The organism is Clostridium perfringens ATCC 13124 (assembly GCF_000013285.1).
Taxonomy (GTDB): Bacteria; Bacillota; Clostridia; order Clostridiales; family Clostridiaceae; genus Sarcina; species Sarcina perfringens.
This window is the reverse complement of the sequence record NC_008261.1, coordinates 1,551,628-1,577,403: the sequence shown is the minus strand read 5'-3', so window position 1 is coordinate 1,577,403 and position 25,776 is coordinate 1,551,628. Positions and strand designations below refer to the sequence as shown.

Here is a 25,776-nt window from a genome sequence, read left to right as displayed (position 1 = left end):
AAGGTCTCAAATAAGGAATTGTTTTTTATTTGAGACCTTAATCTTTAATATTTTAATTTTGCAAAGAATTTTTATTAGTTTTATCTAAAAACTTGATTCTAATTTGTATAAAGAAGCAAGATGCTATAATAAGTTAAAGATTAAGCTTAAAAATATCTTAAATAATATAATTTTAAGTTTAGTAAATGTAGTGTTTAATATTATAATGTATTTAAGTAATTACTATATAGGAGGGGAATATGAATATTTTAATAGCTGAGGATGAACAAGATATAAGAAATCTTTTAGAATTGCATTTATTAAAGGAAGGATACACTGTATTTAAGGCTGTAAATGGATTAGAAGCCTTAGATATCTTAAAAAAAGAACATATACATTTAGCCTTATTAGATGTTATGATGGATGGAATAGATGGCTTTAATCTATTAAAGATGTTAAGGGAATGGAGTCAGATTCCAGTTATATTTTTAACTGCTAAAATTGAGGATGATGATAAAATATTAGGTTTAGGCTTAGGGGCTGATGATTATGTTATAAAACCTTTTAAACCTGTAGAACTTATGGCTAGGATTAAATCAAATTTAAGAAGGTGTTATAAATATTCTGGAGAAAATGAACTTATAAAAATAGGAAATTTAGAACTTAGTAAAGAAGGATGTACAGTTAAAAAAGATGGAGAAATAGTAACTTTAAACGCAAAGGAATTTAAAATTTTAGAAATGCTTATGAGCAACATTGGAAGAGTGTTTACTAAAAAACAAATATATGAAAATGTATGGCAAGAGGAATATTTAGGTGATGACAATACTATAATGGTTCATATAAGCCACTTAAGAGATAAGATAGAGGAAGATCCTAAAAATCCTTGCAAGATAAAAACTATAAGAGGGATAGGATATAGGTTTGAAAAAATTTAATTTAGGAAAAAACAGATATAAGGTATCAAATATATTACTTAGGAATTATCTTAAGGTATTTTTACTTATTACTATTATAACAGCTACTATATTTCTAATTTCTTTTATTATAGGGGTTAGTATATATTTAAAAAGTGAGCCAATAGAAAATGAATCTTCTAAAATACTTGCAGGAGAAATAGAAAATAAAGATTATAACAGCATAGGTAATCAAGATTATGTAACAGAGCATGGTGGATGGATTGAAATTATAGATAAGGATTTAAATATAATAGAAACAATTGGAGATCAAAAGGTGAAAAGAGATAATTATTCTAGTGAAGAATTCAGTAAAATCTTGGTGGATGAAATGCATGGAGTTAATATAGATGAGGATTACTTATCTTATACTGGCTATAGCAAGGAAGGAAGATTTTTTGTAATTACTAGAATACCTGAAGAAAACTTCGGAAAAATGTTTACTAGAAATCCTAAAATTGGATTTAAGATATTTGTATATATTATGATTTCTTTATATATCTTTATTTTTACAATGAGTCTAATCCTTTATTCAAAATTAACTTCTAAGACATTTACTAAACCTTTAGATAAGCTTATGAATGGAGTTAGGAAATTATCCTTAGGAGATTATTCTACTAGAATTAACATAGAAAAAAACAATGAGTTTGAGGAGCTTGGAGAGGCTTTTAATAATATGGCATCTAAAATAGAAGAGGAAAAGAAATTAAAAGAGAAATCAGAAAAGCTAAGGAAAGAATTTGTTAGAAATATAGCCCATGATTTAAAGACTCCCTTATCAAGTATAATAGGATATTCCAATATTATAAAAAACAACCCAGATATTGAAAAAGAGTCTTTACATAAATATATAAGTGTAATTGAGAACAATGGGGAAAGAGCAAATGAAATGATAATGGAACTATTTGAATTTTATACACTTCAAAGTTCTGAATTTATTTTACATAAAAAATATCAAGATTTAAGCGAGTTTTTAAGAAATTTAATTGCGGATTACATATATCTCCTAGAAGAGAAAGACTTTGATTTTGACTTTGAAATAAGTGAAGATGATCTTTACTTAGAGTTTGATAATAAAAGGCTTGAAAGAGCCATAGGCAATTTAATAATAAATAGCGTCAAATATAATAAAAAAGGAACTAAGTTTTTAATAAGCCTAAAAAAAGAAGGGGATAAGGTTAAAATAATAGTTAGTGATGATGGTATAGGCTTAAGTGAAGAAATAAAAAAACATATATTTAATCCTTTTGTTAGGGAAGAAAAATCAAGAAATTCTAAAAAGGGTGGTTCAGGGTTAGGATTAACCATAAGTAAAGAAATTGTAGAAAAACATGGAGGAACAATCTACTTAAGTGATGGCCCTTTAAAAGGATGTAATTTTGTTATAGAATTGCCAATAAAATAAAAAGGCTTAGCTATTAAAGCTAAGCCTTTTTTATTATGCAGCCCTTCTTGAAGGTCTTTTACTTCTACTATATTTCTTACTTGATTTTCTCTTTTTATATGAGAATTTTCTTTTAAAATAACTATATATCATATCAGTTATGGTATGAAGACCAGAACCTAAAAATAAGGCTAAAGCCATATTACCAAATAAAATTTTATTCTTTAATATAAAATTAAAAACTAACTTTAACATTTCTGGTGTAGATATATTAATTATGGAAAAAGAATATAACAATGAAGAAATTGTTATAGGGATAATAGATACATAAAGTATTCTTATTATAGGTCCTAATATAAATCCATGTGTAAAAACACTTCTATGTTCAAATAGTTTTTGGTATGGAATCCAAATAAACTTTAAATACCCCCATCTTCTAAATTCTCTACTTTTAATATCTAAATCTCCAGAAAACATATACCCACCAAACATATATATAGATACGCCTAATATTGTAAAGGCAAGGCTACTTCCTAAGTCTTCTAAGAAGATCATATTTATAAATAAAAAGAAAGAAGCTATAAAAGGGGTCATAATAACCGTAATTTTGTCATGTGTTTTTCCTGCTGCCAAAATATCACCCCACAAAAAAATATTTATAATAATAATATAACATATTTTGTACTAATATCACATAATTTATTACATTAACAAATTAAAACTTTTATTTTGAATTATTTTATCATAATTTATATAATAACTTAATTAATAAAAAAACTTTTGATTTTCTGATAATATTATAATAATAATAAATTATTAACTAAATATTAATAAAATATTTTTATTTAGTTCAAAAATTATTTAAAATGTTTAAATTTTATGATAAGATGGTATATTATATGTATAAAAATTTTATAACTTAATAATTTAACCAAGGAGGAAAAATATGAGCTCAGAACATAAAAGTAAATTGTCTTTAACAGCGCTTATATTAATGATTTTCACATCAGTATATGGTTTTGCTAACATGCCAAAGGCCTTTTATTTAATGGGATATAGTGCTATTCCATGGTACATAATATCAGCATTAGCTTTCTCAATTCCATATGCTTTTATGATGGCAGAATATGGAGCAGCATTTAGAAAGGAAAGAGGGGGAATATACTCATGGATGGCTAAATCTGTAGGACCTAAATATGCCTTCATAGTTACGTTCATGTGGTATTCATCAAATTTAATATGGTTAGTTAGTAACTCATCATCAATATGGATTCCTTTCTCAAATGTTATATATGGAAAAGATACTACAGGAACATGGTCTTTACTTGGATTAAGTGTTCCACAGACAATGGCTGTATTAGGATCAATACTTATAATAGTTATAACTTATGCAGCATCTAAAGGATTAAAGAGTATAACAAAGGTTACTTCAATTGGAGGAACTGTTGTTGCATTATCAAATATAGTACTTATTTTAGGAGCAATTATTGTTTTTGTAAGCAATGGATTTAAACCAGCTGAGGTAATAAATGGGTCTGCCTTTGTTCATGCACAAAATCCATCTTACCAATCACCAATAGGTGTATTAGGATTTTTAGTTTTTGCAGTTTTTGCTTATGGTGGACTAGAAGCTGTAAGTGGATTAGTTGATGAAACTAAGGATGCTAAAAAGAATTTTCCAAAGGGATTAATGATTGCATCTATAATAATAGCCGTTGGATATGCTGTTGGAATACTTTGTGTTGGATTATTTACAAATTGGCAAGAAGTATTATCAGGGGATAATGTTAACTTAGCAAATGTAGCATATATAGTAATTCAAAACTTAGGTGTAAAATTAGGTCAAGCTTTTGGCATGAGTACTAATGCTTCACTTCAATTAGGAGCTTGGTTTGCAAGATACATAGGTCTTTCAATGATGTTAGCCTTAATGGGAGCTTTCTTTACATTAAGTTATGCACCTATTAAACAATTAATAGAAGGAACACCTAAAGAAATCTGGCCAAAAAAATGGACTGTGTTAAATGAAAATAACATGCCAGTTAATGCAATGTGGGTTCAATGTATAGTTGTTGTTATATTTATATTAGTAGCTTCTTTTGGTGGAGAATCTGCAAATAAATTCTTTAGTTATTTAATATTAATGGGTAATGTGGCCATGACAATACCATATATGTTCTTATCTGGAGCTTTCCCAGCATTTAAAAAGAAAAAACATATAGAAAAACCATTTGTTATGTATAAGTCATATAAATCATCATTAATTTGGTCAATAATAGTAACATTTACAATTGGATTTGCAAATTTATTTACAATAATAAAACCTGTTATTCAGGATAAAGATTATACAGCTATGGCATTCCAAATAACTGGTCCAATAGTTTTTTCTATAATTGCTTTTATACTTTATCATAATTATGAAAAGAAAATGAAAAATAAATAATTTAAAACAACATCTTTTTAAGATGTTGTTTTTCTTATATTTTCTTAATATGGATTCTTATAGAATTTATGTAGTATAATTATTTTAACAATAATAAAATGGAGAGTGTAGCATATGAAGAAAAAAACATTAATTATTCTAGGTGTTATATTGATAGTATTAATAGGAGTAGGATTTTATTTTTTTAGTAACCAATCTACATATAAAGTCATTATTAATAATAAGACTAATAAAGAAATAAGTGGTTTACAAATAAGTTATAGCAATAATAGTAAAAATATTAGTGTACCAAGTATAAAAGCAGGTGGTTCAGAGGAAGTAAAGGTAAAAGCAGAGGGAAATGGTTCTTTAGTTATGTATTATACAGATATTTTAGGAGATTCTCATAAAGAAATATTAGCAGGTTATTTTCAAAAAGGATCCGAGGGAAAAGTAGTAGTAAATATTACAGCAGTAAATGACTTAGGCATATATGGCATGGAAATAGCTTCTCCTGAAGCAGAGAATATACTAAATAATCAGTAAACTATGAAAGGAAGTGAGTTAAAAAGAGAGGAATTCTCTTTTTATAGTTATGGAAAACATTATATATAATATTTTGTATATAATAATATATAGCTTTTTAGGATGGTGCTGTGAAGTTATATATTGTTATATAATAGATCACAAGTTTACAAATAGAGGCTTTTTAAATGGGCCATTATGCCCTGTATACGGATTTGGAGCTTTTTTTGTTTTAACATTTTTAGATATGTATAAAAGTAATATAATATTAGTATTTATATTAGGAATAATAATTACATCAGTTTTAGAGTATATTACCTCTTTTTTATTAGAAGCAATATTCCATACTAAGTGGTGGGATTATTCAAAACACAAGTTTAATATTCATGGAAGAGTGTGCTTACTTAATTCCACACTATTTGGTATATTATCAGTTATATTAGTTGAGTTTATAAATCCTATTATAGTTGATTTTGTTAGTAAATTTCCAGAAAAGATAGTTTTTATTGTAACAATAATTTTAGCAGCTCTAATTGTTATTGATTTTGTAGTAACAGTACAAGCTATGATTAAGTTAAATTCAAAATTACACAATCTTCAAGATTTATCTAAGGAGTTTGAGGAGTTTGGAATTTCCTTTATAGATAAGACCGAGAAAGAATTAGAACTTACTATGAACAAATTTAAGCGTGAGGCTAATTTAAAAGAAGAAATGTTAAATAGAGCTAAATCTCTAAGAAGAAATAATATTCTTCAAAGAAGACTTTTAAAAGCATTCCCTAATATGAAACATAAGAGATACAATGAATTACTACAAAAATTAAGAAAAGAAGATAAGCTTAAATAGAATATAAATTAAAATAAAGGAAGCCAATTAATTGGCTTCCTTTATTTTAATTGTATTTGTCCTTTGATAACACTTCTTTTTTTACTAATACTCCATTTTCATAAGTTTCCTTATAAGTTGTTGATGATTTAGGTCCATGTTGATCTACAGATATAACTATTTCTTTTCCTGGGTCTTCTTTTATACCCCAAATGTTAGACTTAACTTGTCCAGAAGAAGTTATATAAGTTTGAACAATAACTGGATTATTCATATTATTTTGAAACTTAAAGTCAATAACTCCACTTGCCATAGTAGCATCTCTACCTATAGGAGCATAAGTTACTGGAAGGCTATGAGGAGCTCTCTCAACTATTTTTAAGTCAGCATATAATACTGAGTTATAAAGAGTTGTAACTCCTTGACATATTCCACCGGCTAATATATCTACTACTTTGTTTCCAATATAACCAGGGGCATAAGTATAACCATTACTTTCAGTTCTATCTTCTCCTTCTTTATCAGCAGAAAAAATATCTCCTGGCATTAATATAGTACCATTAAGCTTACTTAAATAATTGCTAATATTTTTAGTACGTCCACCTGTTAAACTAGGAAGTTTAGTAGTATATGAGCCTAAAATAACCATGTTATTAACAGTTTCTTGAGTTAATTTAGGTTTTATTTCTTCCACAGGTATATTAATAGTACAATTTAGACTATCATGACTATTATTTAAATCATTAACTATTTCAGAAGTAAGCTTTTCTAAGTCAAGCTTGTACCCAATTTGTTCTTTAGTTGCTGATATAGAATCATTTGAAAAAGAAATAGTTGGTTCAACCTTTTCTTTATTGATTTTATTACTTATTTCAGAAAGTTTTTCACTTAAAACCTCTGAATTTGATTCAGGTTTAAACTGAAAATATTTAGGATTAGATTTTAACTTTAATCTTTCTATTGTATTAGAAAATATATTGCTATTTTTTCCGAAAGAAAAAACCTGATTAGATAAATCATTAATATCAAAGAAAAATCCTAAATCTTTTGCTGAAAAAGTTTCATTAAAATTGTCTTTATAATTAAATGTTATTTTAAAATTATTTAATAAATCAGAGTAGTGCTCATTTAATTTTTCCTTTAAATCTTTCTCATTTAAATTTGACACATTAATGTTTTCAACATAAATTCCTTCATAAGTAACATTTTTACTAGAATAAGTTTTAAATAAAACTACAGAAATTAAAATTAAGAATAAAGCTATAAGTACTAGTGAAATTTGTAGTGCTACCTTTTTTGAATTTAATTTTTTTATTCTCTTACTTCTCACCTTTATTACCTCAACTATTATTAATTAATATTATAAAACTATACGAGTATAACTTAACAAATAAATATAAATAAAATGTGTAGATTTTACATAATTTGCTTTATTCAAATAGTTTTAATTATGTAGTAAAAAAATTTTATGTTTAGTAGATTTTATATTAACCTTCTTTAATTATAATATAAAATATTGAAAAAATATACAACTCTGAGGGATTTTTCATATTATATTTAATAAGCTATAAATTTAAAGAGGAGTTATGTTTAAAAAAATTACTTTAAAAGATAAATCTCTTTACTACCAATATATAGATAAAAACAAATTCCTAAGCTGTGAATATTCTTTTGCTACACTTTTTATGTGGAAAGACTTTAATGATATAGAATATGATATAGTAAATAATATTTTTATTATTAAAAAATATGATAAAAATAATGGTAAATTTTTTATGGAGCCTTTAGGGGATATAGATGATAATTCTTTAATAAATATTATTGACTATTTAGAATCCATAAGAAAAAAAGAAAAGAGTAAATGGTTATTTGGAGATGTAAGCATAAATTTTCTTAATAGGTTAGAAGATATATATAAAGAAAATTTAATTTTTGAGGAAGAAATAAATAACTTTGATTATGTATATAACTTTGATGATTTAAGAAATTTATCAGGAAGAAAATTTAGAAAGAAAAGAAATAAATATAATCAGTTTATTAAAAACTATAATTATAAAACAGCATTTTTTAAAAGTTTTTTAGATAATAAAGAAAGGGAAGAATGCTTAGAATTTTTAGATAAATGGTATTTAGAAAATAAAGAAATGGATGAGGAGTTTTTAGCTGAAATAGATGGAACAAGAAATTTAATAAATTATTTAGGCCAATTAGACTTAGATTTAATAAAACTTTATGTGGACAATAAATTAATAGGAATTTCTATAGGGGAGAGATTTAATGATAGCACATATATAGTTCATGTGGAGAAGTGTTTAAAAGAATTCAAAGGAGCCTATGCTTTTATAAATAATGAACTATTAAAAAATTATTTTTTAGATTTAAAATATGTTAATAGAGAAGAGGATTTAGGGATATTAGGATTAAAAAAATCAAAAATGTCTTATAATCCAAAGTTTTTTGAAAGAAAATATTTAGTTAAAATAAAGTGAGGCAGTTTTACCTCACTTTATTTATATTTTATGTTTAGTTATATAGTTAAAATTTATTTTATTCTTTAAATCCATAGAATGAAGTTTTTGTCATATCTACAGATTTATTTATATTATTTAATGTATTTTGAATAAGTTGTTTGTTTTCATTCTTTTCAACTGTATTTAAAGCTAAATTTATATATTCTTGAGCATGAAGAGCATTTTTAACTGCCAAATTAAGTTCTCTTTTTATATTTTTATTTGAGTCTCCCATAACTAACACTCCTTAATATTAATCTTCATAATTATTATAATTATTTTGAGCATGTTCTATAGCACTAGCAACTGTTTTTAAGGCTGCATGTACTTCTGTTTTATTTTCTTCTTCCTTTAAGTTCATATATGCATTATTTAAGTGATTTTGGCAAGAACAAAGTTCATCAATAGCAAGTCTAAAATTATCCTTTGCATTATGTTTCATAAATAACACCACCTTTAAAATTTTTTCAATTATAGCTTGTGTATATTTAGTAAAATAATAAGTGGAAATAAGATTAATTAGTTCCTTACAATTCCTTTTACAAATTAAATAGTATATATATTTTTTACATATAAAGTATTATCTTAAATGATATACTCGTAAATGATTATTAAAATAAAAAAAATAAAAATAAAAATAAAAAATAGAAAAAACAGAGAAAAATCTCTGTTTTTAAAAAATTACTTATTTTCATTATTTAATCTATCTATCATAACATTCTTAGCTTTAATTTCAAAGGTATCATCTAAAGGTGATAATGAAATATCATCATATTTATTACTAAGAGCTAATGTTAAAATTCTATCTGCAAGCTCTGGATTCTTAGATAAAAGTGATCCGTGGAAGTATGTACAGAAAGTATTTTTATAAATACATCCCTCATAACCACTTTCCCCATTATTTCCATAACCATGAATGCATTTTCCAAGAGGTTTTAAATCTCCAATAAATGTTCTACCAGAGTGATTCTCAAAGCCAACATAAGTTTCATCAAATTCTTCGTTATGAATTACTGTGTTACCTATGAATCTAGTGTCTCCACCTTCAGTATATATATCTAAAATTCCTAAGCCATCTATTTTTTCTCCTGTAGGGGCAGTGTAATAATTACCTAAAAGTTGATATCCACCACAGATAGCTAAAAGAACTTTTCCTTCTTCAACATATTCTTTTAAAACATCTTTTTTTAGGTTTATTAAGTCATCAGATACTATTGATTGCTCAAAGTCTTGACCGCCACCAAAGAATACTATATCGTAATTATCTTTATCAAATTTATCACCCATAGAAACATTTATTACATTTACTTTGATTCCACGCAATTTTGCTCTATGCTTTAATATTAAAATATTTCCTACATCTCCATAAACATTAAGTAGATCAGGATATAAGTGACATATATTTAATTCCATATGAATCTCTCCTTTAACTACCAAAGCTTATCAATATAACCTTTGGAATGTAAGTATTTTCTATAGTTAATCATAGCAGTATAAGTTGCAAGGATATAAACCTTGTTTTCCTTAGAATTTTTGATTGCCTCTGTTAAGCCTTCAAAATCTTCCTTTATTAAAAACTTTTCAACTGGTAGATTAGCAATTTTCAATCTTACAGCCATATCATAAGCTCTCATTCCAGAGATAAATATTTCATTTAAGTCCATTGAATTTAATTTTTCAAAATCAACATCCCAGATCCAAGAAACATCCTTACCATCTGCATAATTATCATTTAATAAGAATGCTGCAGCAAAGCTTTCTGAATTTAGAAGAAGAGTATCTAAGGCTTGATTATATCCAGCTGGATTTTTAACCAAGATAATTCTAGCTTCCTTATCTCCAATTTTTATTGTTTCCTGTCTTCCAAAGGATGAACTTTGATTAGAAAATGATTTTTGAATAACTTCATCATTAATATGTAATTCTTTTGCAACAGAATAAGCACATAATCCGTTGTATATATTATAAGTACCAGGTTGAGTTATTGTAAATAAACCACCATTTATAACAACCTTAGAACTTTCAGGGGTAAGTTCTACTATTTCCTCTACTTTATATTTTAAATCTTCTCTTTTGAATCCACAGTTAGGACAGTAGAAACTTCCAAGATGATTGTATGTTATAAAGTTATAAGAATAAGGCTCTTTACAGAACTTACAGAACTTAGCATCAGCATTAATTTCTATATTCTTGTTTTTATTTAGAGAAACTTCGAATCCATAATAAACTTTAGGGTTTTTAACATCAAGTCTTCCTAATAAAGATTCATCTCCATTTAAAAGAAGAGTAGTACTTGGTACTTTAACAACTCCTTCTAATATTTTATTTAGAGTAGTATAAACCTCTCCATATCTATCTAACTGATCTCTAAAGAGATTAGTTACAGTTATTATTTCTGGAGTTATATACTCTGTTATAAATTTTAAGTTAGCTTCATCAACTTCAATTACTGCATATCTTTCTTTATTTGAAGAAAATTTGTAATTAGCTACGAAGGTACTAACTATTCCTGGATAAAGATTTGCTCCAGTAGCATTAGTTATAACATCTAATCCATTACCTTTAAGGACATTATATATCATTGAAGTAGTAGTAGTCTTTCCATTAGTTCCAGTAACTAAAATAACTTTATAATTTTTAGAAACTACTTTTAAAATGTTTCTATCGATTTTTAAAGCTACTTTACCTGGAAAGTTAGTTCCACCTTTAAAAACTTTCTTTGAAATAAATTGTGTCATTTTAGATAAGATTATGCTTAGATAAGATTTAATAGCTATTTTAAACACCACCTTACAATTACTTTTTAGTCAATCTTCTTAAACTATTATAGTATAGCACAAAGTATTTAATTTACCAATATAGTAATTTATTAATAATAAGTAGGGATTTTTTATTATTAGTAAATTAAATGTATTTATTCTATACTTACTAGAAATTTTACAATGCAATATATGTAGAAATATTGTATTATATATAGGAAGGATATAATTAAGTAGCATTAATTATACAAATAAACTAGACTAGGGGGAATACTAAATGTATCCAATAAGATTTGAAAACTTATACTATGATAAAGTTTGGGGTGGAAGAGATTTCGAACTTTTCAGAGACAATATGCCAGAGGGAATGATAGGAGAAACTTGGGATGTTGCTTGTCATCAAAATGGAATGAGTATAGTTGAAAATGGTGAATATAAAGGGTTAAGATTCGATGAGTTAATAGATAAATTAGGAAGTGACTTAGTAGGTACTGAAATATCAAAAGAGAAATTTCCTCTACTTATAAAATTAATAAACGCTAAGGATAAATTATCAGTTCAAGTTCATCCAAATGATGAATATGGTATGAGAGTTGAAGGAGAGCTTGGAAAAACTGAAATTTGGTATGTTGTTGAAGCTTTTGAAGGAGCTAATTTAATAGTAGGAACAAAGGATTGTACTAAAGAACAATTTGTTAAAGCTATAGAAACTGGTGAATTTGATCAGTATTTAAATAGAGTAGAAGTTAAAAAAGGGGATACTTTCTTTGTAAGAAGTGGACTAGTTCATGCTATATGCGAAGGTGTTATAATAGCTGAAATCCAACAAAATAGTGATACAACTTATAGAGTATATGACTATAACAGAGGAAGAGAAATCCATGTTGAAAAAGCTTTAGATTGTATCGATTTCTCATTAAAAGGAGAAAAAGCTAAGGGATTAAAAGTTTCATATGATCAATATGATAAAACTTATCTTTCACTATGTGAATATTTCTCATTAGAAAAATATGATATACATGGAGTATGTGAAGAAGAGAGTGATAAAGAAAGATTCTTCATATTTACATGTGTTGAAGGAGAAGGAATCATAACTTCAGAAGAAGGCGAATTAGCAATTAAAAAAGGAGATAGTATATTCATACCTGCATCCTTAGGAAAATACTCTTTAAAAGGAAACATGACATTATTAAAGAGTTATGTTCCAAAAGAAGGTGCTGTTGAAGAGGAAATACTTTCAGTAGTAAAAGCTTAATAAGATTTATTAAGAAAATCAATAATATATTTAATTGTATAATTTAAAGAAAGAGTATATGAAAACTAATTTAAAATAATAAATGATTATGAATTACTTTTAGAATAAAAAGCATAAAGTAATAATAATTTATAATAATTATTAATAAAATTAGTTTTAGATATACTCTTTTATTTATATTTATGTAAAAGTGGACAAATTTAACTAATGAAATTATAATAAAAAAGTAAAACTTAATTATTAGAAAGCGAGTGTAGTTATGGGAATTGATTTTTTATTCATACTTAAGGCCTTAATAATCGCAATTGTTGAAGGTCTTACAGAGTTTGTTCCTGTTTCCTCAACAGGACACATGATTCTAGTTGGTGACCTTATTCACTTCAATACGCAATCAGGTGGATTTCCTGAAATGTATGAAGTTGTTATTCAATTAGGTGCCATACTAGCAGTTGTAGTATTATATTGGAGAAAGATAAGTAGCTCAGTAGTTGAGTTTTTATGTTACATATTTTCATTTATCGGATTAAAAACATCAGGCGATAAAAGAAAATATGAAAAAAGACTTGCAGAATCAGAAACAGGTTTTAGATTTGGTATAAATGTTATTATAGGAACAATACCAGCAGCTATTTTAGGTCTTTTATTCCATGATGAAATAAAAGAATATTTATTTTCAACAAAAACTGTAGCTATAGGATTTATAGTAGGTGGTATATTACTTATAGTTATAGAAAATAACTTTAGAAAAAGAGCTAAAAGAAGTAAGATTGTAAAAGATATTGATAAAATGACATATGGACAATCATTACTAGTTGGATGCTTCCAATGTTTATCTTTATGGCCTGGAATGTCAAGAAGTGCATCAACAATAATGGGAGGATGGATTTCTGGATTAAGTACAACTGTTGCTACAGAATTTACATTTTTCTTAGCAATACCAGCTATGGTTGGAGCTTCTGGCTTAGATCTATTTAAATTTGATTATTCTCAAATGAATGCAACAAATTGGATCTCATTAATCTTAGGATTTATAGTTGCATTTATAGTTTCATTAGTTGTTATAGATAAGTTTATAAATTACTTAAAGAAAAAACCTATGAGAGTTTTTGCTATATACAGAGTATTTGCTGGTATAGTATTAGCTATTTTAATATTTACTAAAGTAATTAGTTAACAAAAAAGACAAGGATAAAATTCCTTGTCTTTTTTTATCGAAGGAAATAACAAATTTTACATAGATATCATTGAAATTATTATAATTTTCTAAATTTTTAAAATAATTTTACTTTCAAAAAAAAGCTTTATATGATATCATTTACTTAGAAGGTAATTGTAAAAAACTTACAGACTATGGTTTAAAATTGTTTAGGAGGAGGATTTTATATGATGCAACCAATTAAGAAAATAGCTATACTAACAGGAGGAGGAGATTGTCCTGGATTAAATGCAGTAATAAGAGCTGTAACTAGAACTGCAATCTTAAAATATGGATATGAAGTTATAGGTTATAAATTTGGATATAGAGGTCTATATAATAATGACTTTGTAAAATTGGATCTTGATTCTGTTTCTGGAATACTTCATAGAGGAGGAACAATACTTCATAGTTCAAATAAGGACAACCTATTTGATTATCAAGTTGAAGATGAGAATGGTAAAATAGTTAAAAAAGATGTTTCTGATGTTGGTGTTGAAAACTTAAAGAAAGAAGAGGTAGATGCTCTAGTTGTTATTGGAGGAGATGGAACCTTAACCTCTGCAAGAGATTTCGCAAGAAAAGGTGTTAATGTAATAGGTGTTCCTAAAACAATAGATAACGATTTATTAGCCACAGATGTAACCTTTGGATTTAATACTGCCACAGAAATAGCTACAGAAGCTTTAGATAGACTTCATACTACAGCTGAGTCACATCATAGAATAATGCTTTTAGAAGTTATGGGAAGAAACGCTGGTTGGATTGCTTTAGAATCAGGAATAGCTGGTTCTGCTGATGTAATATTATTACCTGAAATACCTTACGATATAAACAAGATAGTTGAAAAAGTAAAAGAAAGAGAAGAAGCCGGAAAACAGTTTACAATTATTGTAGTTGCAGAAGGAGCAAAACCTAAAGATGGAGAAGTAGTTGTTTCTAAAATAGTTGATGATAGTCCAGACCCAATAAGATTAGGGGGAATAGCTAACAAATTAGCTATTGACTTAGAAGGATTAATAAAAAATCATGAAATAAGAAGCACTGTTCTTGGACATATACAAAGAGGGGGAAATACCTCTACTTATGATAGAATACTTTCCACTAAATATGGAGTTAAAGCTGTTGAACTTATAAATAGTAATTTATTTGGAAACATGGTTGCATTAAAAGGAAATAAAGTATCCTATGAAAGCTTAGAAAATGTAATTGGACATACTAAAAATGTAGATCCAGAAGGTGAATTAGTAAACACTGCTAAAAGTATAGGAATTAGTTTCGCTGATTAATAATATAAAAACACTCATCATACTTAATTTGATGAGTGTTTTCTTTTCTGTTTAGTAAAATTTCACTTATAACTTAGTAAATCATAAGGATAAAGATGTATCTTAAAGCGAAAAATTAAACGTTAACAAGAAAAAATTTACAATTAATACTTCAAAATTTTCTGAAAATATGGTACACTTTAAACAAGGCAACAATAAAAGCAACATTAAAAGAAAGCTGGTGGGTATTTATGAAAGAAGTTCAAAAATATTTAGAGAGCAGAATTGGTTCGTATAGCTTTTTCTTTGAGGATTTAAAGAGTGGTTATACTTATGGTTATAATGAAAACGTTAAAATGATTTCAGCAGGTTGTATGAAATTACCTATAGCTATAGCTCTTATAAAAGAAGTAGAGGAAGGCAAAATAGACTTTTTGGATAAAGTTAAAATAGAAAGTTCAGATAAGGTCTATGGAACTGGTATAATACATGAGTTTGGAGAGAGGGATTATACTGTATTTGAACTTATGGTAGCAATGCTAATTCAAAGTGATAATACAGCAGCAAATAAAATAATTGATTTAGTCGGTATGGATAAAATAAATGAAACTATTAAGGAATTTGGTATGAAAAATACTGAGCTTAATAGAAAAACTGCCGATGAAAGAAATTTCAAATCAGATGTAGAAAATTATACAACAGCTTATGATTTAACTTTAGCCTGGAAAAAACTTAGTGAGGGTTCTTTCTTAAGTAAAGAAAACTCCCAAATGCTTATAGATATACTTACAAGACAACAGATTAAAAACAAACTAGCTTTATATATACCAGACAACCTTAAGTTTGATATATCAAGCAAAACAGGAGACAAAAAGGGAGTTGAGAATGATACGGCCTTAATTCATACTCAAAAAGGGAACTTTGCTTGTACAGTAATGTCTAGTGGAATTCCTAACTCAGTCTACGGGACTGTGACCTTGGCAAAATCTGGTAAAATGACCTGGGACGCCATCATGAACAATTGGCACTAATATTTAATGTATTTTATAAAACTTTAATAATAAAACTTACAAATAATGTGGAGAGAATATATAATTATTCTAAGATTTAAATTCTCAAAATGTGTTTGTAAGTTTTATTTTTAACTTAAAATATAAAATAATTATTAAAAACATTATTGACATAAAATTTCTAATATGGTATTATAAGCACAATAAAAGCAGTCCAGAGAGGCTGAATAAAATAACCTTTAAATTTGATCCAGAGAGGTCAATAAGGAAGTTATATAGTTGAATTATAATCGTAAAAGATTTATTTATACGTGAAAAGTCTTCCTTATCTTAGGAAGACTTTTTTTAATAAAATTATATAGCTTTTCTTCTTTAAATTAACACAGAGAGGTTAAAAAGGAGTGAAATTTTATGTTAAAAAACAAACACTTATTAGATCCATCAGATTTCACAATAGAGGAATTTGATGAAATTTTCAAATTAGCACATCAAATTATGGCAAATCCAAAAGAATATCAAAACATATGCAATGGTAAAATTCTAGCAACACTTTTCTATGAGCCAAGCACTAGAACAAGATTGTCTTTTGAATCAGCAATGCTTAGACTAGGTGGACAAGTTATAGGTTTCTCAGAACCAAATTCTTCATCAGTTTCTAAAGGAGAATCTTTAAGAGATACTATTAAAACAGTAAACTGCTATGCAGATCTTATAGCAATGAGACATCCTTTAGAAGGAGCAGCAAAAGTTGCTTCAATGTATTCAGATATCCCAGTTATAAATGCAGGAGATGGAGGTCATCAACATCCAACTCAAACATTAACAGATCTTCTTACAATAAAAGAATATAAAGGAAACCTAGAAGGAAATACAATTGCATTATGTGGAGACTTAAAATTCGGTAGAACAGTGCATTCTCTTATAAAAGCACTTTCAAGATATAAAAATAATAAATTCATCTTAATATCTCCAATAGAACTAAGAATTCCCAATTATATTAGAGAGCAAATTTTAGAAAAAAATAATATAGAATACAAAGAAATTACTAGTTTAGAAGAAGGAATTAAGGAAGCTGATATTTTATACATGACAAGAATACAAAGAGAAAGATTTGTAGATCAAAGTGAGTATGAAAGATTAAAAGATGTATATGTATTAGATGAAGCAAAAATGAAGGGTGCCAAAGAAGATATGATGGTTCTTCATCCTCTTCCAAGAGTAAATGAAATAGCCTATGAAGTAGATGAAGATTCAAGAGCATTTTACTTTAAGCAAGCCAAATGCGGAATGTATGTAAGAATGGCCTTAATGGCAAAACTTTTAGGGGAGGCGTAATAGGATGAAAAATAGAGAATTACAAAATCATAAATGTAAAAACACAAAATGTATAACTCAAGTGGAAAAATATGTTCCTCAAAGCTTTACTTTAATAGACAAAAAGAATAATACATACAATTGTGATTATTGTAACGCAGAAAACACTTTTCAAAAGCATTAAATTTAGGAGGACATAATTAAGATGAATTTGCTAATTAAAAATGTAAATTTAATAGATGAAAGCAACAACTTTTTTGGTGATATATATATAGAAAAAGGGGTAATAAAAGAACTTGGAACTGAACTAAATAAAGAATGTGAAACCCTAGATGGAAAAGGCTTAGTACTTATGCCTGCATTTATAGATACTCATGCACACTTTAGAGATCCAGGTTTTGAATATAAAGAAGATATTGAAAGTGGATCTAAGGCTGCAGTGAGAGGTGGATACACAACAGTAACCTTAATGCCAAACACAAAACCAGTTTGTAGTTCAAAAGAAATTTTAGATTACGTGGTTAATAAGGGTAAAGAGGTAGGCTTAGTAGATTTATATCAAACAGTTTCTATAACAAAGAATTTATCAGGTGAAGAAATAAATCATCTTAGAGAATTTGAGGGCAATCCTAATGTTAAGGCAATAACAGATGACGGTAAAGGGGTGTCAGATTCTAAGATTATGATGGAGGCTATGAAAATAGCTAAGGAAAATAACTGGATAGTAATGTCTCATGCTGAAAGCCCAGAGTTTTCAAAGGTTGATATGAGATTAGCTGAAAATATGATGACATGGAGAGATATTACACTAGCAAAGTTTGTAGATTGTAGACTTCACATGTCTCATGTAAGTACTAAGGAAGCTATGAAATATATAATAGAAGGAAAAAATGATGGAGTTAAAGTAACTTGCGAAATAACTCCACACCACTTAGCTTTAAATAATAAGATTAGTAATTATAGAGTTAATCCTCCTATAAGAGAAGAAGAAGATGTAAATTTCTTAATAAAGGCAATAAAAATGAACTATGTTTATTGTATAGGAACAGATCATGCTCCTCATTCAAAGGAAGATAAGGAAAAAGGAGCACCTGGCATGATTGGAATTGAACAAGCTTTCTCAATATGTTATACGAAGCTAGTTAAAGAAAATCACATAAGCTTAAATAAGCTAAGCCAATTAATGAGTGGAAATGCTGCTAAGTTATTAAACATAAATAAAGGAAAACTTCAACCAGGTTTTCTTGGTGATTTAGTTCTTATAGATTTAAACAAGAAAAGAATATTCAAAGAAGAAGATATAGTATCTAGAAGTAAAAACACACCATTTAATGGAATGGAGTTTTATGGAGATGTAGTAGTAACAATAAAGAATGGAAAAATAGTTTATAAGGGTGAATTTTAGGAGGTATATATGATAGCTGATAAATTATTTGAAAAAGTAGAAAAAAACGGAGTAGTTTGTGTTGGACTAGATACAAGCTTAGATTATATACCAGAGGAATTTAAAAGTAAGTTTTCAAATGAAAGCGATATGTTATTTGCCTTCAATAAAGAAATAATAGATGCAACACTAGATGTATCTGCATGTTTTAAAGTTCAAATAGCTTATTATGAAGCCCTAGGTCTTAAGGGATTAGAGTCTTACAAAAATACTTTAAGTTATTTAAGAGAAAAGAATGCTTTAATCATAGCTGATATAAAAAGAGGGGATATAGCTGCAACGGCTAAAATGTATGCAAAGGCTCACTTTGAAGGGGATTTTGAAAGTGATTTTATAACTCTAAATCCATATATGGGAATGGATAGCATAGATCCATACTTACCTTATATAGAAAAAAATGAAAAAGGAGTATTTGTACTAGTAAGAACTTCAAATAAAGGAGCTGAAGATATAGAGTATCTAGAGGCTGGACATGGAAAGAAAGTTTATGATGTAGTTGGAGAAAAGTTAAATACTCTAGGAAAAAACTATTTAGGAAAACATGGTTATAGTTCAATAGGTGGAGTTGTAGGTTGTACTCATCAAGAAGAAGCAAAAGAAATGAGAGATAAATTAGATACAATGCCATTTTTAATACCTGGATATGGTGCACAGGGAGGAACTGCTAAAGATGTAGCAGCTTATCTTAAAAATGGAAATGGTGGAATTGTAAACTCTTCAAGAAAGATACTATTAGCCTATAAAGCTATGGAAGATAGTAAAAACTTTGCAGAATGTGCTAGAAAAGAAGCCATTTCAATGAGAGACAGTATAAGAGAAGCAATTTTAAAATAGATAAAACACTTGGGAGGACAGATTATGGCTATGGAATATTTCAAAGGTAAAGTAAAGGAAAATATTGAATTAGTAGAGGGAATATACTCACTAGTAGTAGAGCATGAAGCTAAAATAAATGCAGGACAATTTTATATGATAAAAACTCCAAACACTTTCTTAGGAAGACCAATAAGTGTTTGTGAAGTAAATGGGAATGATGTACGTTTTGTGTATGCTACTGTTGGGGCCGGAACAAATGAAATGAAAAAAATGATTTCTGGAGATGAAATAGAAATAATAGGTCCTTTAGGAAATGGTTTCGATATAAATAAAGATTACGGAAAAGTTGCCTTAGTAAGTGGAGGTATAGGAACAGCTCCAATGCTAGAACTTGCAAAAAGCCTTAGAAAAAATAATAAAGATATTAAAATGGGTTTCTATGGTGGATTCAGAGATGACATATACTTAGTAGATGAAATATCAGAATATGTAGACGAGGTTAAAATTTCAACAAATACAGGAAAACATGGACATAAAGGATTTGTAACAGAAATTCTTCCTCTTCAAAATTATGATACAGTGCTATGCTGTGGACCGGAAATCATGATGAAGAAGGTAGTTGAAATGTGCAGGGAAGCTAAGGTTAATGTGTATATTTCCATGGAAAAACACATGGCTTGTGGAGTAGGTGCTTGCTTAGTATGTACATGTAAAACAAAGTCAGGAAATAAGAGAACTTGTAAAGATGGTCCAATATTTAATGGATTAGAAGTTGAATTCTAATTTAGGAGGGGTTAAAAGTATGTTAAAAACAGTTATAAATGGAGTAGATTTTAAAAACCCTGTTATAGCAGCATCAGGTACTTTCGGCTTTGGAGCTGAGTATAATAGCTTCTATGATGTGGGAGAATTAGGAGGAATAAGTTCAAAAGGACTAACTCTTAATAGTAGAGAAGGTAATGAAGGAATAAGAATATATGAAACTCCTCAAGGAATAATGAATTCAGTAGGACTTCAAAATCCAGGAATAGAGAAATTTATAGAAGTAGAACTTCCTAAAATGTTAGAACTAGGAACAAATATAATAGCAAATGTAGGGGGAGCTACTATAGAAGATTATGAAAAAGCAGTATCTCTTTTAAATAAAGAAAAGATAGACATGATAGAGTTAAATATATCTTGTCCTAATGTAAAATCTGGTGGAATGGCCTTTGGAATACAATCAGATGTAGCATATGAAGTGGTTTCTAAGGTTAGAAAAATATGTGATAAACCTTTAATGGTAAAATTATCACCAAATGCTGAAAATATATGCAATATGGCATATAGATGTGCAGAGGCAGGAGCAGATTCAATCTCTTTAATAAATACATTAAAAGGAATGGCAATAGATATAAAAAATAGAAAGCCAGTATTTAACAATGTGTATGCAGGACTTTCTGGCCCCGCTGTAAAACCTATAGCCCTTAGAATGGTTCATGAAGTTGCTAAAACTGTAGATATTCCAGTAATAGGATTAGGAGGAATTTCTACAGCAGAGGATGCCATAGAATTTATGATGGCAGGAGCATCAGCTATACAAATAGGTACAATAAACTTTGTAAATCCTAAAGCAGGTATAGAAATAATAAAAGGATTAGAAGACTTTTGCAAAAAAGAAGGATTAAAAAATATTAATGAAATTGTAGGATGCATAAAGTAATAAAAGATTAAATAGCTAAAAGATTATAAATAAATTTTAAAGATTATTAAATCACAAAATTTATCTTCATATTAATATAGTGATTTTTATAAAAAGTAATTTTGAAGATATTAAGAAAATAAATAAGAAAGTTTTGGAGGAATTAAATATGAAAAATACAGACGCTATGGTTATAGATACATTAAAAGAGGTTGGAGCATTATTAGAAGGACATTTCTTATTATCATCAGGAAGACACTCAAATAGATATTGCCAATGTGCTCAATTATTAAAATACCCAGAAAAAGCTGAGAAAGTATTAAAGGTTGTAGCTGATCAGTTAAAAGATATAGACTTTGACTTAGTTGTAGGACCAGCTATGGGAGGAGTTATAGTAGCTTACGAATTAGGAAGACAGTTAGGTAAGCCTGCAATCTTTACTGAAAGAGAAAATGGCGAAATGACTCTAAGAAGAGGATTTACTATAGAAAAAGGACAAAAGGTAGTAATAACAGAGGATGTTGTAACTACAGGTAAGAGTTTTAAGGAAGCTGCAAAGGTGATTGAAGAACAAGGTGGAGAAGTTGTTGCAGTAGTTTGTATAGTAGATAGAACTCCAGGCAATGTAACAGATTTCCCAATGTATAGTTCAATAAAACTTGATATAGAAAGCTTTGAGGCAGAAAATTGCCCACTATGTAAAGAAGGAGTGCCTTACATAAAACCAGGAAGCAGAAATATAAAATAATCCGATAAATTTTAAAAAAACTCTAGTTATAAAGCTAGAGTTTTTTATTTTAGAAAATATATTCTAAAAACTTATTTAAATCAATTGATTCTCATCACTTTATTACTTATAATAGAATAAAATACATTTAATTACAATAAAGAAGGGATATTATAAGTTGAGTATATTTTTATTTATGCTTCAAGAGGAAAAAGTAGAATATGATTTTCAGGTGAATGGTATTTCGGATTTAACTCATAATGTATCTAAAATATTTAAAGTTTATATAGATTAACATTGAATATAATAAATAAAAAAATATTATTTTGGTTAAAGAGGGATTATGAATTTAGAAAAAGTGATTTTTAAAAAAGATTTGATTAAGGATATAAAAAGTATTTCTTACTTATATGAAAGTGCAGGATGGTTTGACTATACTGAAGATTTAGAAAAATTAGAAGAGGCATTTAAAAATTCATTAAAGATAATTTCAGCATGGCATGAAGAAAAATTAATAGGTCTTATTAGGGTTATTGGAGATGGACTAACTATAATATATATACAGGATATAGTAGTTCTTCCTGAATATCAGGGAAATGGTATTGGTAGAGGTTTGATTAATTCTGTATTAGATGAATATAAACACGTTAGGCAAAAGATTCTAATAAGTGAGGATAAAGATTCCTCAATTGAATTTTATAAAAATATAGGTTTTAAATCAATTGATACTTATAATGGAGTAGCTTTTGTAAATTATATAGAGTAAATTTAAATCAACAAAGAACATCATTTAAATATTGATGCTCTTTGTTGATTTATTTCATTTCATAAATACTTTAATATTTTTTATTAAATATATCCTTTTCTTAATTTATAACATATGTAATTATAAATTTTTTCTAAAGAATACTTCCCCAACGTTATTTTCATTTATTGAAGTAATAAATCCACACTCTTCAAATCCTCTTCTGATATGCCATTTTTGAGCTTTTGTAGCATCAGTCATTGAAGAACTTAATAAAAACTCAGAATTTTTTTCTTTCTTTAAATACCCCTCTAAAAAGTTTAAAAGGCTTTCACCTATTCCAGAACCTCTAAGTCCATCCTTAACCACTATATAGCTTATAAAAGGTATATGAGTCCATATATACTCTTATTCATTTAATTTAGCCCCCTTGTTATTTCTTTTAAATAATTATATTACAATTATTTAAAATTAAATAATGATTTATTTAATTTTTTTTATTACAATATATTATATACAATTGAATTTAGAAATAAATCAGTTGTTATATTTTAAAACTTAATTATATTTTTTATTGATTAAGTATAGGAGGAAATTTAAATGAAATTAATATCATGGAATGTTAATGGCTTAAGAGCTTGTGTTAAAAAAGGCTTTTTAGATTACTTTAAATCTGAAGATGCTGATATATTCTGTCTACAGGAGACTAAACTTCAGGAAGGACAAATAGATTTAGATCTAGAGGGATATTTTCAATACTGGAACTATGCTGAGAAAAAGGGGTATTCAGGAACTGCAATATTCACTAAAAAAGAACCTCTAAATGTTTATTATGGAATAAATATGGAGCACCATGATAAGGAAGGAAGAGTTATAACTTTAGAATTTGAAGACTTGTTTATGGTAACTGTTTATACTCCAAATTCACAAAGTGAACTTGCTAGATTAGAGTATAGAATGGAATGGGAAGATGATTTTAGAAATTATCTTTTAGAGCTTTCATCTAAAAAAGGTGTAGTTGTATGTGGAGATTTAAATGTAGCTCATAAGGAGATAGATTTAAAGAATCCTAAGACAAATAGAAAGAATGCTGGCTTTACAGATGAGGAAAGAGATAAATTTTCTACATTATTATCAAGTGGGTTTATAGATACTTTCCGTTATTTCAACCCAGACTTAGAGGGAGTTTATTCTTGGTGGTCATATAGATTTAATGCAAGAAAAAATAATGCTGGATGGAGAATTGACTATTTCTTAGTTTCAAATAATTTAGAAGATAGAATAAAAGAAGCTTCTATAGACACTGAAATACTAGGGTCTGATCATTGCCCTGTTAAATTAATAATGGAATAGTTTTATCTTTTTATATTTAAAAGAAAGCCTTTAATTAAAGGCTTTCTTTTCTTGCTTATATAATACTTTTGAAAGAGGTAAGGCTATAACTATACCAACCCCAACTTGAAGTATATTACCTATTATATCCTTTGCTGAATATGCTAAAGCTCCTATTATGGTATTAGAACTTCCTGTAAATAAAAATGCTATTATTGCACCAGAGAAGAAATAAGCTACAACCATAAATATACCAGAGATTAAAAATGGTACTAAATAACTTTTTCTATGATTATACTCTAAAATAGCTCCAGCTATATATGCCATTAAAGCTTTTATTATAAATGTAAAAGGTGCCCAAATTATATATCCACTATATAAATCCACAAGAGCCATTCCTATACCACTAGCTAAAGCTCCACGCTTTTTCCCTAGTAAGGCTGCTGCTAAAAGAACCATACAATCTCCAAGATGAACAAAGCCTCCTACAGTAGGAATTCTTATTAAATTTGCTGATATAAATATTATTGCAATCATTAGTGCTGTAAAAACTGTCTTATGAAATTTACTGTTAGTGTTAACATTCATATTTTTCTACCTCCAGAACCAAAATATATTTATATATTAAAATATTATTAGTGTATTATCAAATGTATGGGTACAATTATATATTGTATAATCCCTTTAAAATTTATTTATTTATGATATACTGTTAAATAATACATAAATAGAAAGTTTACAGAAGAGGAGTGAAAAAAATGAAAGAAAAAAACATAGCAGCATTTTTTGATATTGATGGAACAATATATAGAGAAGGATTAATAACAGAAGTATTTAAAAAAATAATAAAATACGAATTAGTTGATGAAACTAAGTGGTATAAGGATGTACGTCCATCATTCATAAAATGGGATAAAAGACAAGGTGGTTATGATGAATATTTACTAAAAATGGTTGATATATATACTGAAGCAATAAGAGGAATAAGCAATCATCATATAGAGTATATAGCTAAGAAAGTAATAGAACAAAAAGGGGATAGGGTTTATACATTTACTAGAGAAAGAATTAAATGGCATAAAGAACAAGGTCATATTGTCATAGCTATTTCTGGATCTCCTTATGAGCTTGTAAAAGAAATGTCAGAAAAATATAATATGAATGATTTTAAAGGAACTATATATAAGCTTGATCATAACAATACATATAACGGAGATATAATTCCAATGTGGGATTCTGAAAGCAAAGAAAAAGCTATCTTAGAATTAAAAGAAAAACATAATATAGACTTAGAAAATAGTTATGCTTATGGAGATACCTCTGGAGATTTTACAATGTTTAAAAATGTTGGAATACCATATGCAATTAATCCAACAAGAGAGCTTATCACTAAAGTTCTTCAATGTGATGAAATTAAGGAGAAAATTAAAGTAATAGTTGAAAGAAAAGATGTTACTTATGATTTAGATATAAATAACTTAAAACTTCTTTAGATTATAAAAGGAGTATATATTTTTTTATCAAGCAATCTTATAATTCGTCTTTTTATCAAAAATTACGGGGTTGTATTTTTCTACTAACAATAAATATACGTTATATTATGAATTTATTGCTTTAACTTTAGTTTT

28 protein-coding genes are annotated in these 25,776 nt (G+C 27.4%); 20 read left to right on the top strand and 8 right to left on the bottom strand.

The window, feature by feature from the left end; translation table 11 throughout:
• Positions 1 to 239 precede the first annotated feature (239 nt).
• Together CPF_RS06845 and CPF_RS06840 are read left to right on the top strand one after the other, a co-directional pair.
• Positions 240 to 917: a response regulator transcription factor gene (locus tag CPF_RS06845; RefSeq protein WP_003453585.1), complete on the top strand. Its 678-nt coding sequence runs from the start codon at positions 240 to 242 to the stop codon at positions 915 to 917.
• Positions 904 to 2,340: a HAMP domain-containing sensor histidine kinase gene (locus tag CPF_RS06840; RefSeq protein WP_011590694.1), complete on the top strand. Its 1,437-nt coding sequence runs from the start codon at positions 904 to 906 to the stop codon at positions 2,338 to 2,340. Before CPF_RS06845 ends, CPF_RS06840 begins: the two co-directional genes overlap by 14 nt.
• A 33-nt stretch (positions 2,341 to 2,373) precedes the next feature.
• On the opposite strand, the gene CPF_RS06835 is transcribed toward CPF_RS06840, so the two are convergent.
• The gene (locus tag CPF_RS06835; RefSeq protein WP_003456584.1) at positions 2,374 to 2,952 is read right to left on the bottom strand and encodes a metal-binding protein; all 579 of its coding nucleotides are present in this window, start codon (positions 2,950 to 2,952) and stop codon (positions 2,374 to 2,376) included.
• Positions 2,953 to 3,265: 313 nt separating this feature from the next.
• On the opposite strand from CPF_RS06835, the gene yjeM reads away from it, so the two are divergent.
• From yjeM to CPF_RS06820, 3 genes are all read left to right on the top strand, one after another.
• Positions 3,266 to 4,762 carry a glutamate/gamma-aminobutyrate family transporter YjeM gene (gene yjeM / locus CPF_RS06830; RefSeq protein WP_003456419.1) on the top strand — a complete coding sequence of 499 codons (1,497 nt, stop codon included), beginning with the start codon at positions 3,266 to 3,268 and terminating at the stop codon, positions 4,760 to 4,762.
• Positions 4,763 to 4,876: 114 nt separating this feature from the next.
• A complete protein-coding gene (locus CPF_RS06825) occupies positions 4,877 to 5,287 on the top strand; it encodes a hypothetical protein (protein WP_003453591.1) in 411 nt (136 codons plus the stop codon).
• A 49-nt stretch (positions 5,288 to 5,336) separates the two neighbouring features.
• Positions 5,337 to 6,113 carry a putative ABC transporter permease gene (locus CPF_RS06820; RefSeq protein WP_011590693.1) on the top strand — a complete coding sequence of 259 codons (777 nt, stop codon included), beginning with the start codon at positions 5,337 to 5,339 and terminating at the stop codon, positions 6,111 to 6,113.
• 46 nt (positions 6,114 to 6,159) lie between these two features.
• Here CPF_RS06820 and CPF_RS06815 read toward each other — a convergent pair whose 3' ends face one another.
• On the bottom strand, positions 6,160 to 7,422 hold the full coding sequence (locus CPF_RS06815) for a VanW family protein (protein WP_003467177.1): 1,263 nt from the start codon (positions 7,420 to 7,422) through the stop codon (positions 6,160 to 6,162).
• Positions 7,423 to 7,678: 256 nt separating this feature from the next.
• On the opposite strand from CPF_RS06815, the gene CPF_RS06810 reads away from it, so the two are divergent.
• A complete protein-coding gene (locus CPF_RS06810; RefSeq protein ID WP_011590692.1) occupies positions 7,679 to 8,581 on the top strand; it encodes a DUF2156 domain-containing protein in 903 nt (300 codons plus the stop codon).
• 58 nt (positions 8,582 to 8,639) lie between these two features.
• On the opposite strand, the gene CPF_RS06805 is transcribed toward CPF_RS06810, so the two are convergent.
• The 4 genes from CPF_RS06805 to CPF_RS06790 form a co-directional block, all read right to left on the bottom strand.
• A complete protein-coding gene (locus CPF_RS06805) occupies positions 8,640 to 8,837 on the bottom strand; it encodes a hypothetical protein (protein WP_003456426.1) in 198 nt (65 codons plus the stop codon).
• 18 nt (positions 8,838 to 8,855) lie between these two features.
• Complete coding sequence (locus CPF_RS06800; RefSeq protein ID WP_003481264.1) at positions 8,856 to 9,044, bottom strand: VWA domain-containing protein; 189 nt, start codon at positions 9,042 to 9,044, stop codon at positions 8,856 to 8,858.
• Between the two features lie 239 nt (positions 9,045 to 9,283).
• Positions 9,284 to 10,015, bottom strand: coding sequence for a type 1 glutamine amidotransferase (locus tag CPF_RS06795; RefSeq protein ID WP_003453555.1), 732 nt, complete (start codon positions 10,013 to 10,015; stop codon positions 9,284 to 9,286).
• Between the two features lie 17 nt (positions 10,016 to 10,032).
• On the bottom strand, positions 10,033 to 11,388 hold the full coding sequence (locus CPF_RS06790; protein WP_011590691.1) for a Mur ligase family protein: 1,356 nt from the start codon (positions 11,386 to 11,388) through the stop codon (positions 10,033 to 10,035).
• Between the two features lie 250 nt (positions 11,389 to 11,638).
• Here CPF_RS06790 and manA point away from each other — a divergent pair, with 250 nt between their 5' ends.
• The 12 genes from manA (at position 11,639) to CPF_RS06730 (ending at position 22,837) form a co-directional block, all read left to right on the top strand.
• Complete coding sequence (gene manA / locus CPF_RS06785) at positions 11,639 to 12,616, top strand: mannose-6-phosphate isomerase, class I (protein WP_003462511.1); 978 nt, start codon at positions 11,639 to 11,641, stop codon at positions 12,614 to 12,616.
• A gap of 259 nt (positions 12,617 to 12,875) precedes the next feature.
• Positions 12,876 to 13,790, top strand: coding sequence for an undecaprenyl-diphosphate phosphatase (locus tag CPF_RS06780; RefSeq protein WP_011590690.1), 915 nt, complete (start codon positions 12,876 to 12,878; stop codon positions 13,788 to 13,790).
• 209 nt (positions 13,791 to 13,999) lie between these two features.
• Positions 14,000 to 15,100 (top strand): 6-phosphofructokinase, encoded by a 1,101-nt coding sequence (locus CPF_RS06775; protein ID WP_025647569.1) that lies wholly within the window; start codon positions 14,000 to 14,002, stop codon positions 15,098 to 15,100.
• A 230-nt stretch (positions 15,101 to 15,330) separates the two neighbouring features.
• On the top strand, positions 15,331 to 16,110 hold the full coding sequence (locus tag CPF_RS06770; RefSeq protein ID WP_003456515.1) for a serine hydrolase: 780 nt from the start codon (positions 15,331 to 15,333) through the stop codon (positions 16,108 to 16,110).
• A 390-nt stretch (positions 16,111 to 16,500) separates the two neighbouring features.
• A complete protein-coding gene (gene pyrB / locus CPF_RS06765) occupies positions 16,501 to 17,424 on the top strand; it encodes an aspartate carbamoyltransferase (RefSeq protein ID WP_003453538.1) in 924 nt (307 codons plus the stop codon).
• Positions 17,425 to 17,428: 4 nt separating this feature from the next.
• Complete coding sequence (locus CPF_RS06760; RefSeq protein WP_041702664.1) at positions 17,429 to 17,587, top strand: aspartate carbamoyltransferase; 159 nt, start codon at positions 17,429 to 17,431, stop codon at positions 17,585 to 17,587.
• 21 nt (positions 17,588 to 17,608) lie between these two features.
• Complete coding sequence (locus CPF_RS06755) at positions 17,609 to 18,808, top strand: dihydroorotase (RefSeq protein WP_011590688.1); 1,200 nt, start codon at positions 17,609 to 17,611, stop codon at positions 18,806 to 18,808.
• Between the two features lie 9 nt (positions 18,809 to 18,817).
• Positions 18,818 to 19,681: an orotidine-5'-phosphate decarboxylase gene (gene pyrF, locus CPF_RS06750; RefSeq protein WP_011590687.1), complete on the top strand. Its 864-nt coding sequence runs from the start codon at positions 18,818 to 18,820 to the stop codon at positions 19,679 to 19,681.
• Positions 19,682 to 19,705: 24 nt separating this feature from the next.
• Positions 19,706 to 20,446, top strand: coding sequence for a dihydroorotate dehydrogenase electron transfer subunit (locus CPF_RS06745; RefSeq protein WP_011590686.1), 741 nt, complete (start codon positions 19,706 to 19,708; stop codon positions 20,444 to 20,446).
• A gap of 19 nt (positions 20,447 to 20,465) precedes the next feature.
• Positions 20,466 to 21,365, top strand: coding sequence for a dihydroorotate dehydrogenase (locus CPF_RS06740; RefSeq protein WP_011590685.1), 900 nt, complete (start codon positions 20,466 to 20,468; stop codon positions 21,363 to 21,365).
• A gap of 148 nt (positions 21,366 to 21,513) precedes the next feature.
• On the top strand, positions 21,514 to 22,092 hold the full coding sequence (pyrE, locus tag CPF_RS06735) for an orotate phosphoribosyltransferase (protein ID WP_003456665.1): 579 nt from the start codon (positions 21,514 to 21,516) through the stop codon (positions 22,090 to 22,092).
• 322 nt (positions 22,093 to 22,414) lie between these two features.
• Positions 22,415 to 22,837, top strand: a complete 423-nt coding sequence (locus CPF_RS06730; protein ID WP_011590684.1) for a GNAT family N-acetyltransferase — start codon at positions 22,415 to 22,417, stop codon at positions 22,835 to 22,837.
• A 120-nt stretch (positions 22,838 to 22,957) separates the two neighbouring features.
• Here the strand turns inward: CPF_RS06730 and CPF_RS06725 are convergent, their stop codons facing one another.
• Positions 22,958 to 23,197 (bottom strand): hypothetical protein, encoded by a 240-nt coding sequence (locus tag CPF_RS06725; RefSeq protein WP_333494079.1) that lies wholly within the window; start codon positions 23,195 to 23,197, stop codon positions 22,958 to 22,960.
• 219 nt (positions 23,198 to 23,416) lie between these two features.
• On the opposite strand from CPF_RS06725, the gene xth reads away from it, so the two are divergent.
• Positions 23,417 to 24,169, top strand: a complete 753-nt coding sequence (gene xth / locus CPF_RS06720; protein WP_011590682.1) for an exodeoxyribonuclease III — start codon at positions 23,417 to 23,419, stop codon at positions 24,167 to 24,169.
• 30 nt (positions 24,170 to 24,199) lie between these two features.
• On the opposite strand, the gene CPF_RS06715 is transcribed toward xth, so the two are convergent.
• A complete protein-coding gene (locus CPF_RS06715; protein WP_003477808.1) occupies positions 24,200 to 24,736 on the bottom strand; it encodes an ECF transporter S component in 537 nt (178 codons plus the stop codon).
• A 170-nt stretch (positions 24,737 to 24,906) separates the two neighbouring features.
• Here CPF_RS06715 and CPF_RS06710 point away from each other — a divergent pair, with 170 nt between their 5' ends.
• Positions 24,907 to 25,641, top strand: coding sequence for an HAD-IB family hydrolase (locus CPF_RS06710; protein ID WP_003453545.1), 735 nt, complete (start codon positions 24,907 to 24,909; stop codon positions 25,639 to 25,641).
• Positions 25,642 to 25,776 lie beyond the last annotated feature (135 nt).

What these genes read in the sequence shown, in the direction of transcription:
- CPF_RS06745 (WP_011590686.1), top strand. Translation starts at nt 19,706, where the DNA reads ATGGCTATGGAATATTTCAAAGGTAAAGTAAAGGAAAATATTGAATTA.
- CPF_RS06845 (WP_003453585.1), top strand. Translation starts at nt 240, where the DNA reads ATGAATATTTTAATAGCTGAGGATGAACAAGATATAAGAAATCTTTTA.
- CPF_RS06760 (WP_041702664.1), top strand. Translation starts at nt 17,429, where the DNA reads ATGAAAAATAGAGAATTACAAAATCATAAATGTAAAAACACAAAATGT.
- CPF_RS06780 (WP_011590690.1), top strand. Translation starts at nt 12,876, where the DNA reads ATGGGAATTGATTTTTTATTCATACTTAAGGCCTTAATAATCGCAATT.
- CPF_RS06770 (WP_003456515.1), top strand. Translation starts at nt 15,331, where the DNA reads ATGAAAGAAGTTCAAAAATATTTAGAGAGCAGAATTGGTTCGTATAGC.
- pyrE (WP_003456665.1), top strand. Translation starts at nt 21,514, where the DNA reads ATGAAAAATACAGACGCTATGGTTATAGATACATTAAAAGAGGTTGGA.
- CPF_RS06825 (WP_003453591.1), top strand. Translation starts at nt 4,877, where the DNA reads ATGAAGAAAAAAACATTAATTATTCTAGGTGTTATATTGATAGTATTA.
- CPF_RS06805 (WP_003456426.1), bottom strand. Translation starts at nt 8,837, where the DNA reads ATGGGAGACTCAAATAAAAATATAAAAAGAGAACTTAATTTGGCAGTT.
- pyrF (WP_011590687.1), top strand. Translation starts at nt 18,818, where the DNA reads ATGATAGCTGATAAATTATTTGAAAAAGTAGAAAAAAACGGAGTAGTT.
- CPF_RS06755 (WP_011590688.1), top strand. Translation starts at nt 17,609, where the DNA reads ATGAATTTGCTAATTAAAAATGTAAATTTAATAGATGAAAGCAACAAC.
- CPF_RS06710 (WP_003453545.1), top strand. Translation starts at nt 24,907, where the DNA reads ATGAAAGAAAAAAACATAGCAGCATTTTTTGATATTGATGGAACAATA.
- CPF_RS06800 (WP_003481264.1), bottom strand. Translation starts at nt 9,044, where the DNA reads ATGAAACATAATGCAAAGGATAATTTTAGACTTGCTATTGATGAACTT.
- yjeM (WP_003456419.1), top strand. Translation starts at nt 3,266, where the DNA reads ATGAGCTCAGAACATAAAAGTAAATTGTCTTTAACAGCGCTTATATTA.
- CPF_RS06795 (WP_003453555.1), bottom strand. Translation starts at nt 10,015, where the DNA reads ATGGAATTAAATATATGTCACTTATATCCTGATCTACTTAATGTTTAT.
- pyrB (WP_003453538.1), top strand. Translation starts at nt 16,501, where the DNA reads ATGTTAAAAAACAAACACTTATTAGATCCATCAGATTTCACAATAGAG.
- CPF_RS06715 (WP_003477808.1), bottom strand. Translation starts at nt 24,736, where the DNA reads ATGAATGTTAACACTAACAGTAAATTTCATAAGACAGTTTTTACAGCA.
- xth (WP_011590682.1), top strand. Translation starts at nt 23,417, where the DNA reads ATGAAATTAATATCATGGAATGTTAATGGCTTAAGAGCTTGTGTTAAA.
- CPF_RS06730 (WP_011590684.1), top strand. Translation starts at nt 22,415, where the DNA reads ATGAATTTAGAAAAAGTGATTTTTAAAAAAGATTTGATTAAGGATATA.
- CPF_RS06810 (WP_011590692.1), top strand. Translation starts at nt 7,679, where the DNA reads ATGTTTAAAAAAATTACTTTAAAAGATAAATCTCTTTACTACCAATAT.
- CPF_RS06775 (WP_025647569.1), top strand. Translation starts at nt 14,000, where the DNA reads ATGATGCAACCAATTAAGAAAATAGCTATACTAACAGGAGGAGGAGAT.
- CPF_RS06740 (WP_011590685.1), top strand. Translation starts at nt 20,466, where the DNA reads ATGTTAAAAACAGTTATAAATGGAGTAGATTTTAAAAACCCTGTTATA.
- manA (WP_003462511.1), top strand. Translation starts at nt 11,639, where the DNA reads ATGTATCCAATAAGATTTGAAAACTTATACTATGATAAAGTTTGGGGT.
- CPF_RS06820 (WP_011590693.1), top strand. Translation starts at nt 5,337, where the DNA reads ATGGAAAACATTATATATAATATTTTGTATATAATAATATATAGCTTT.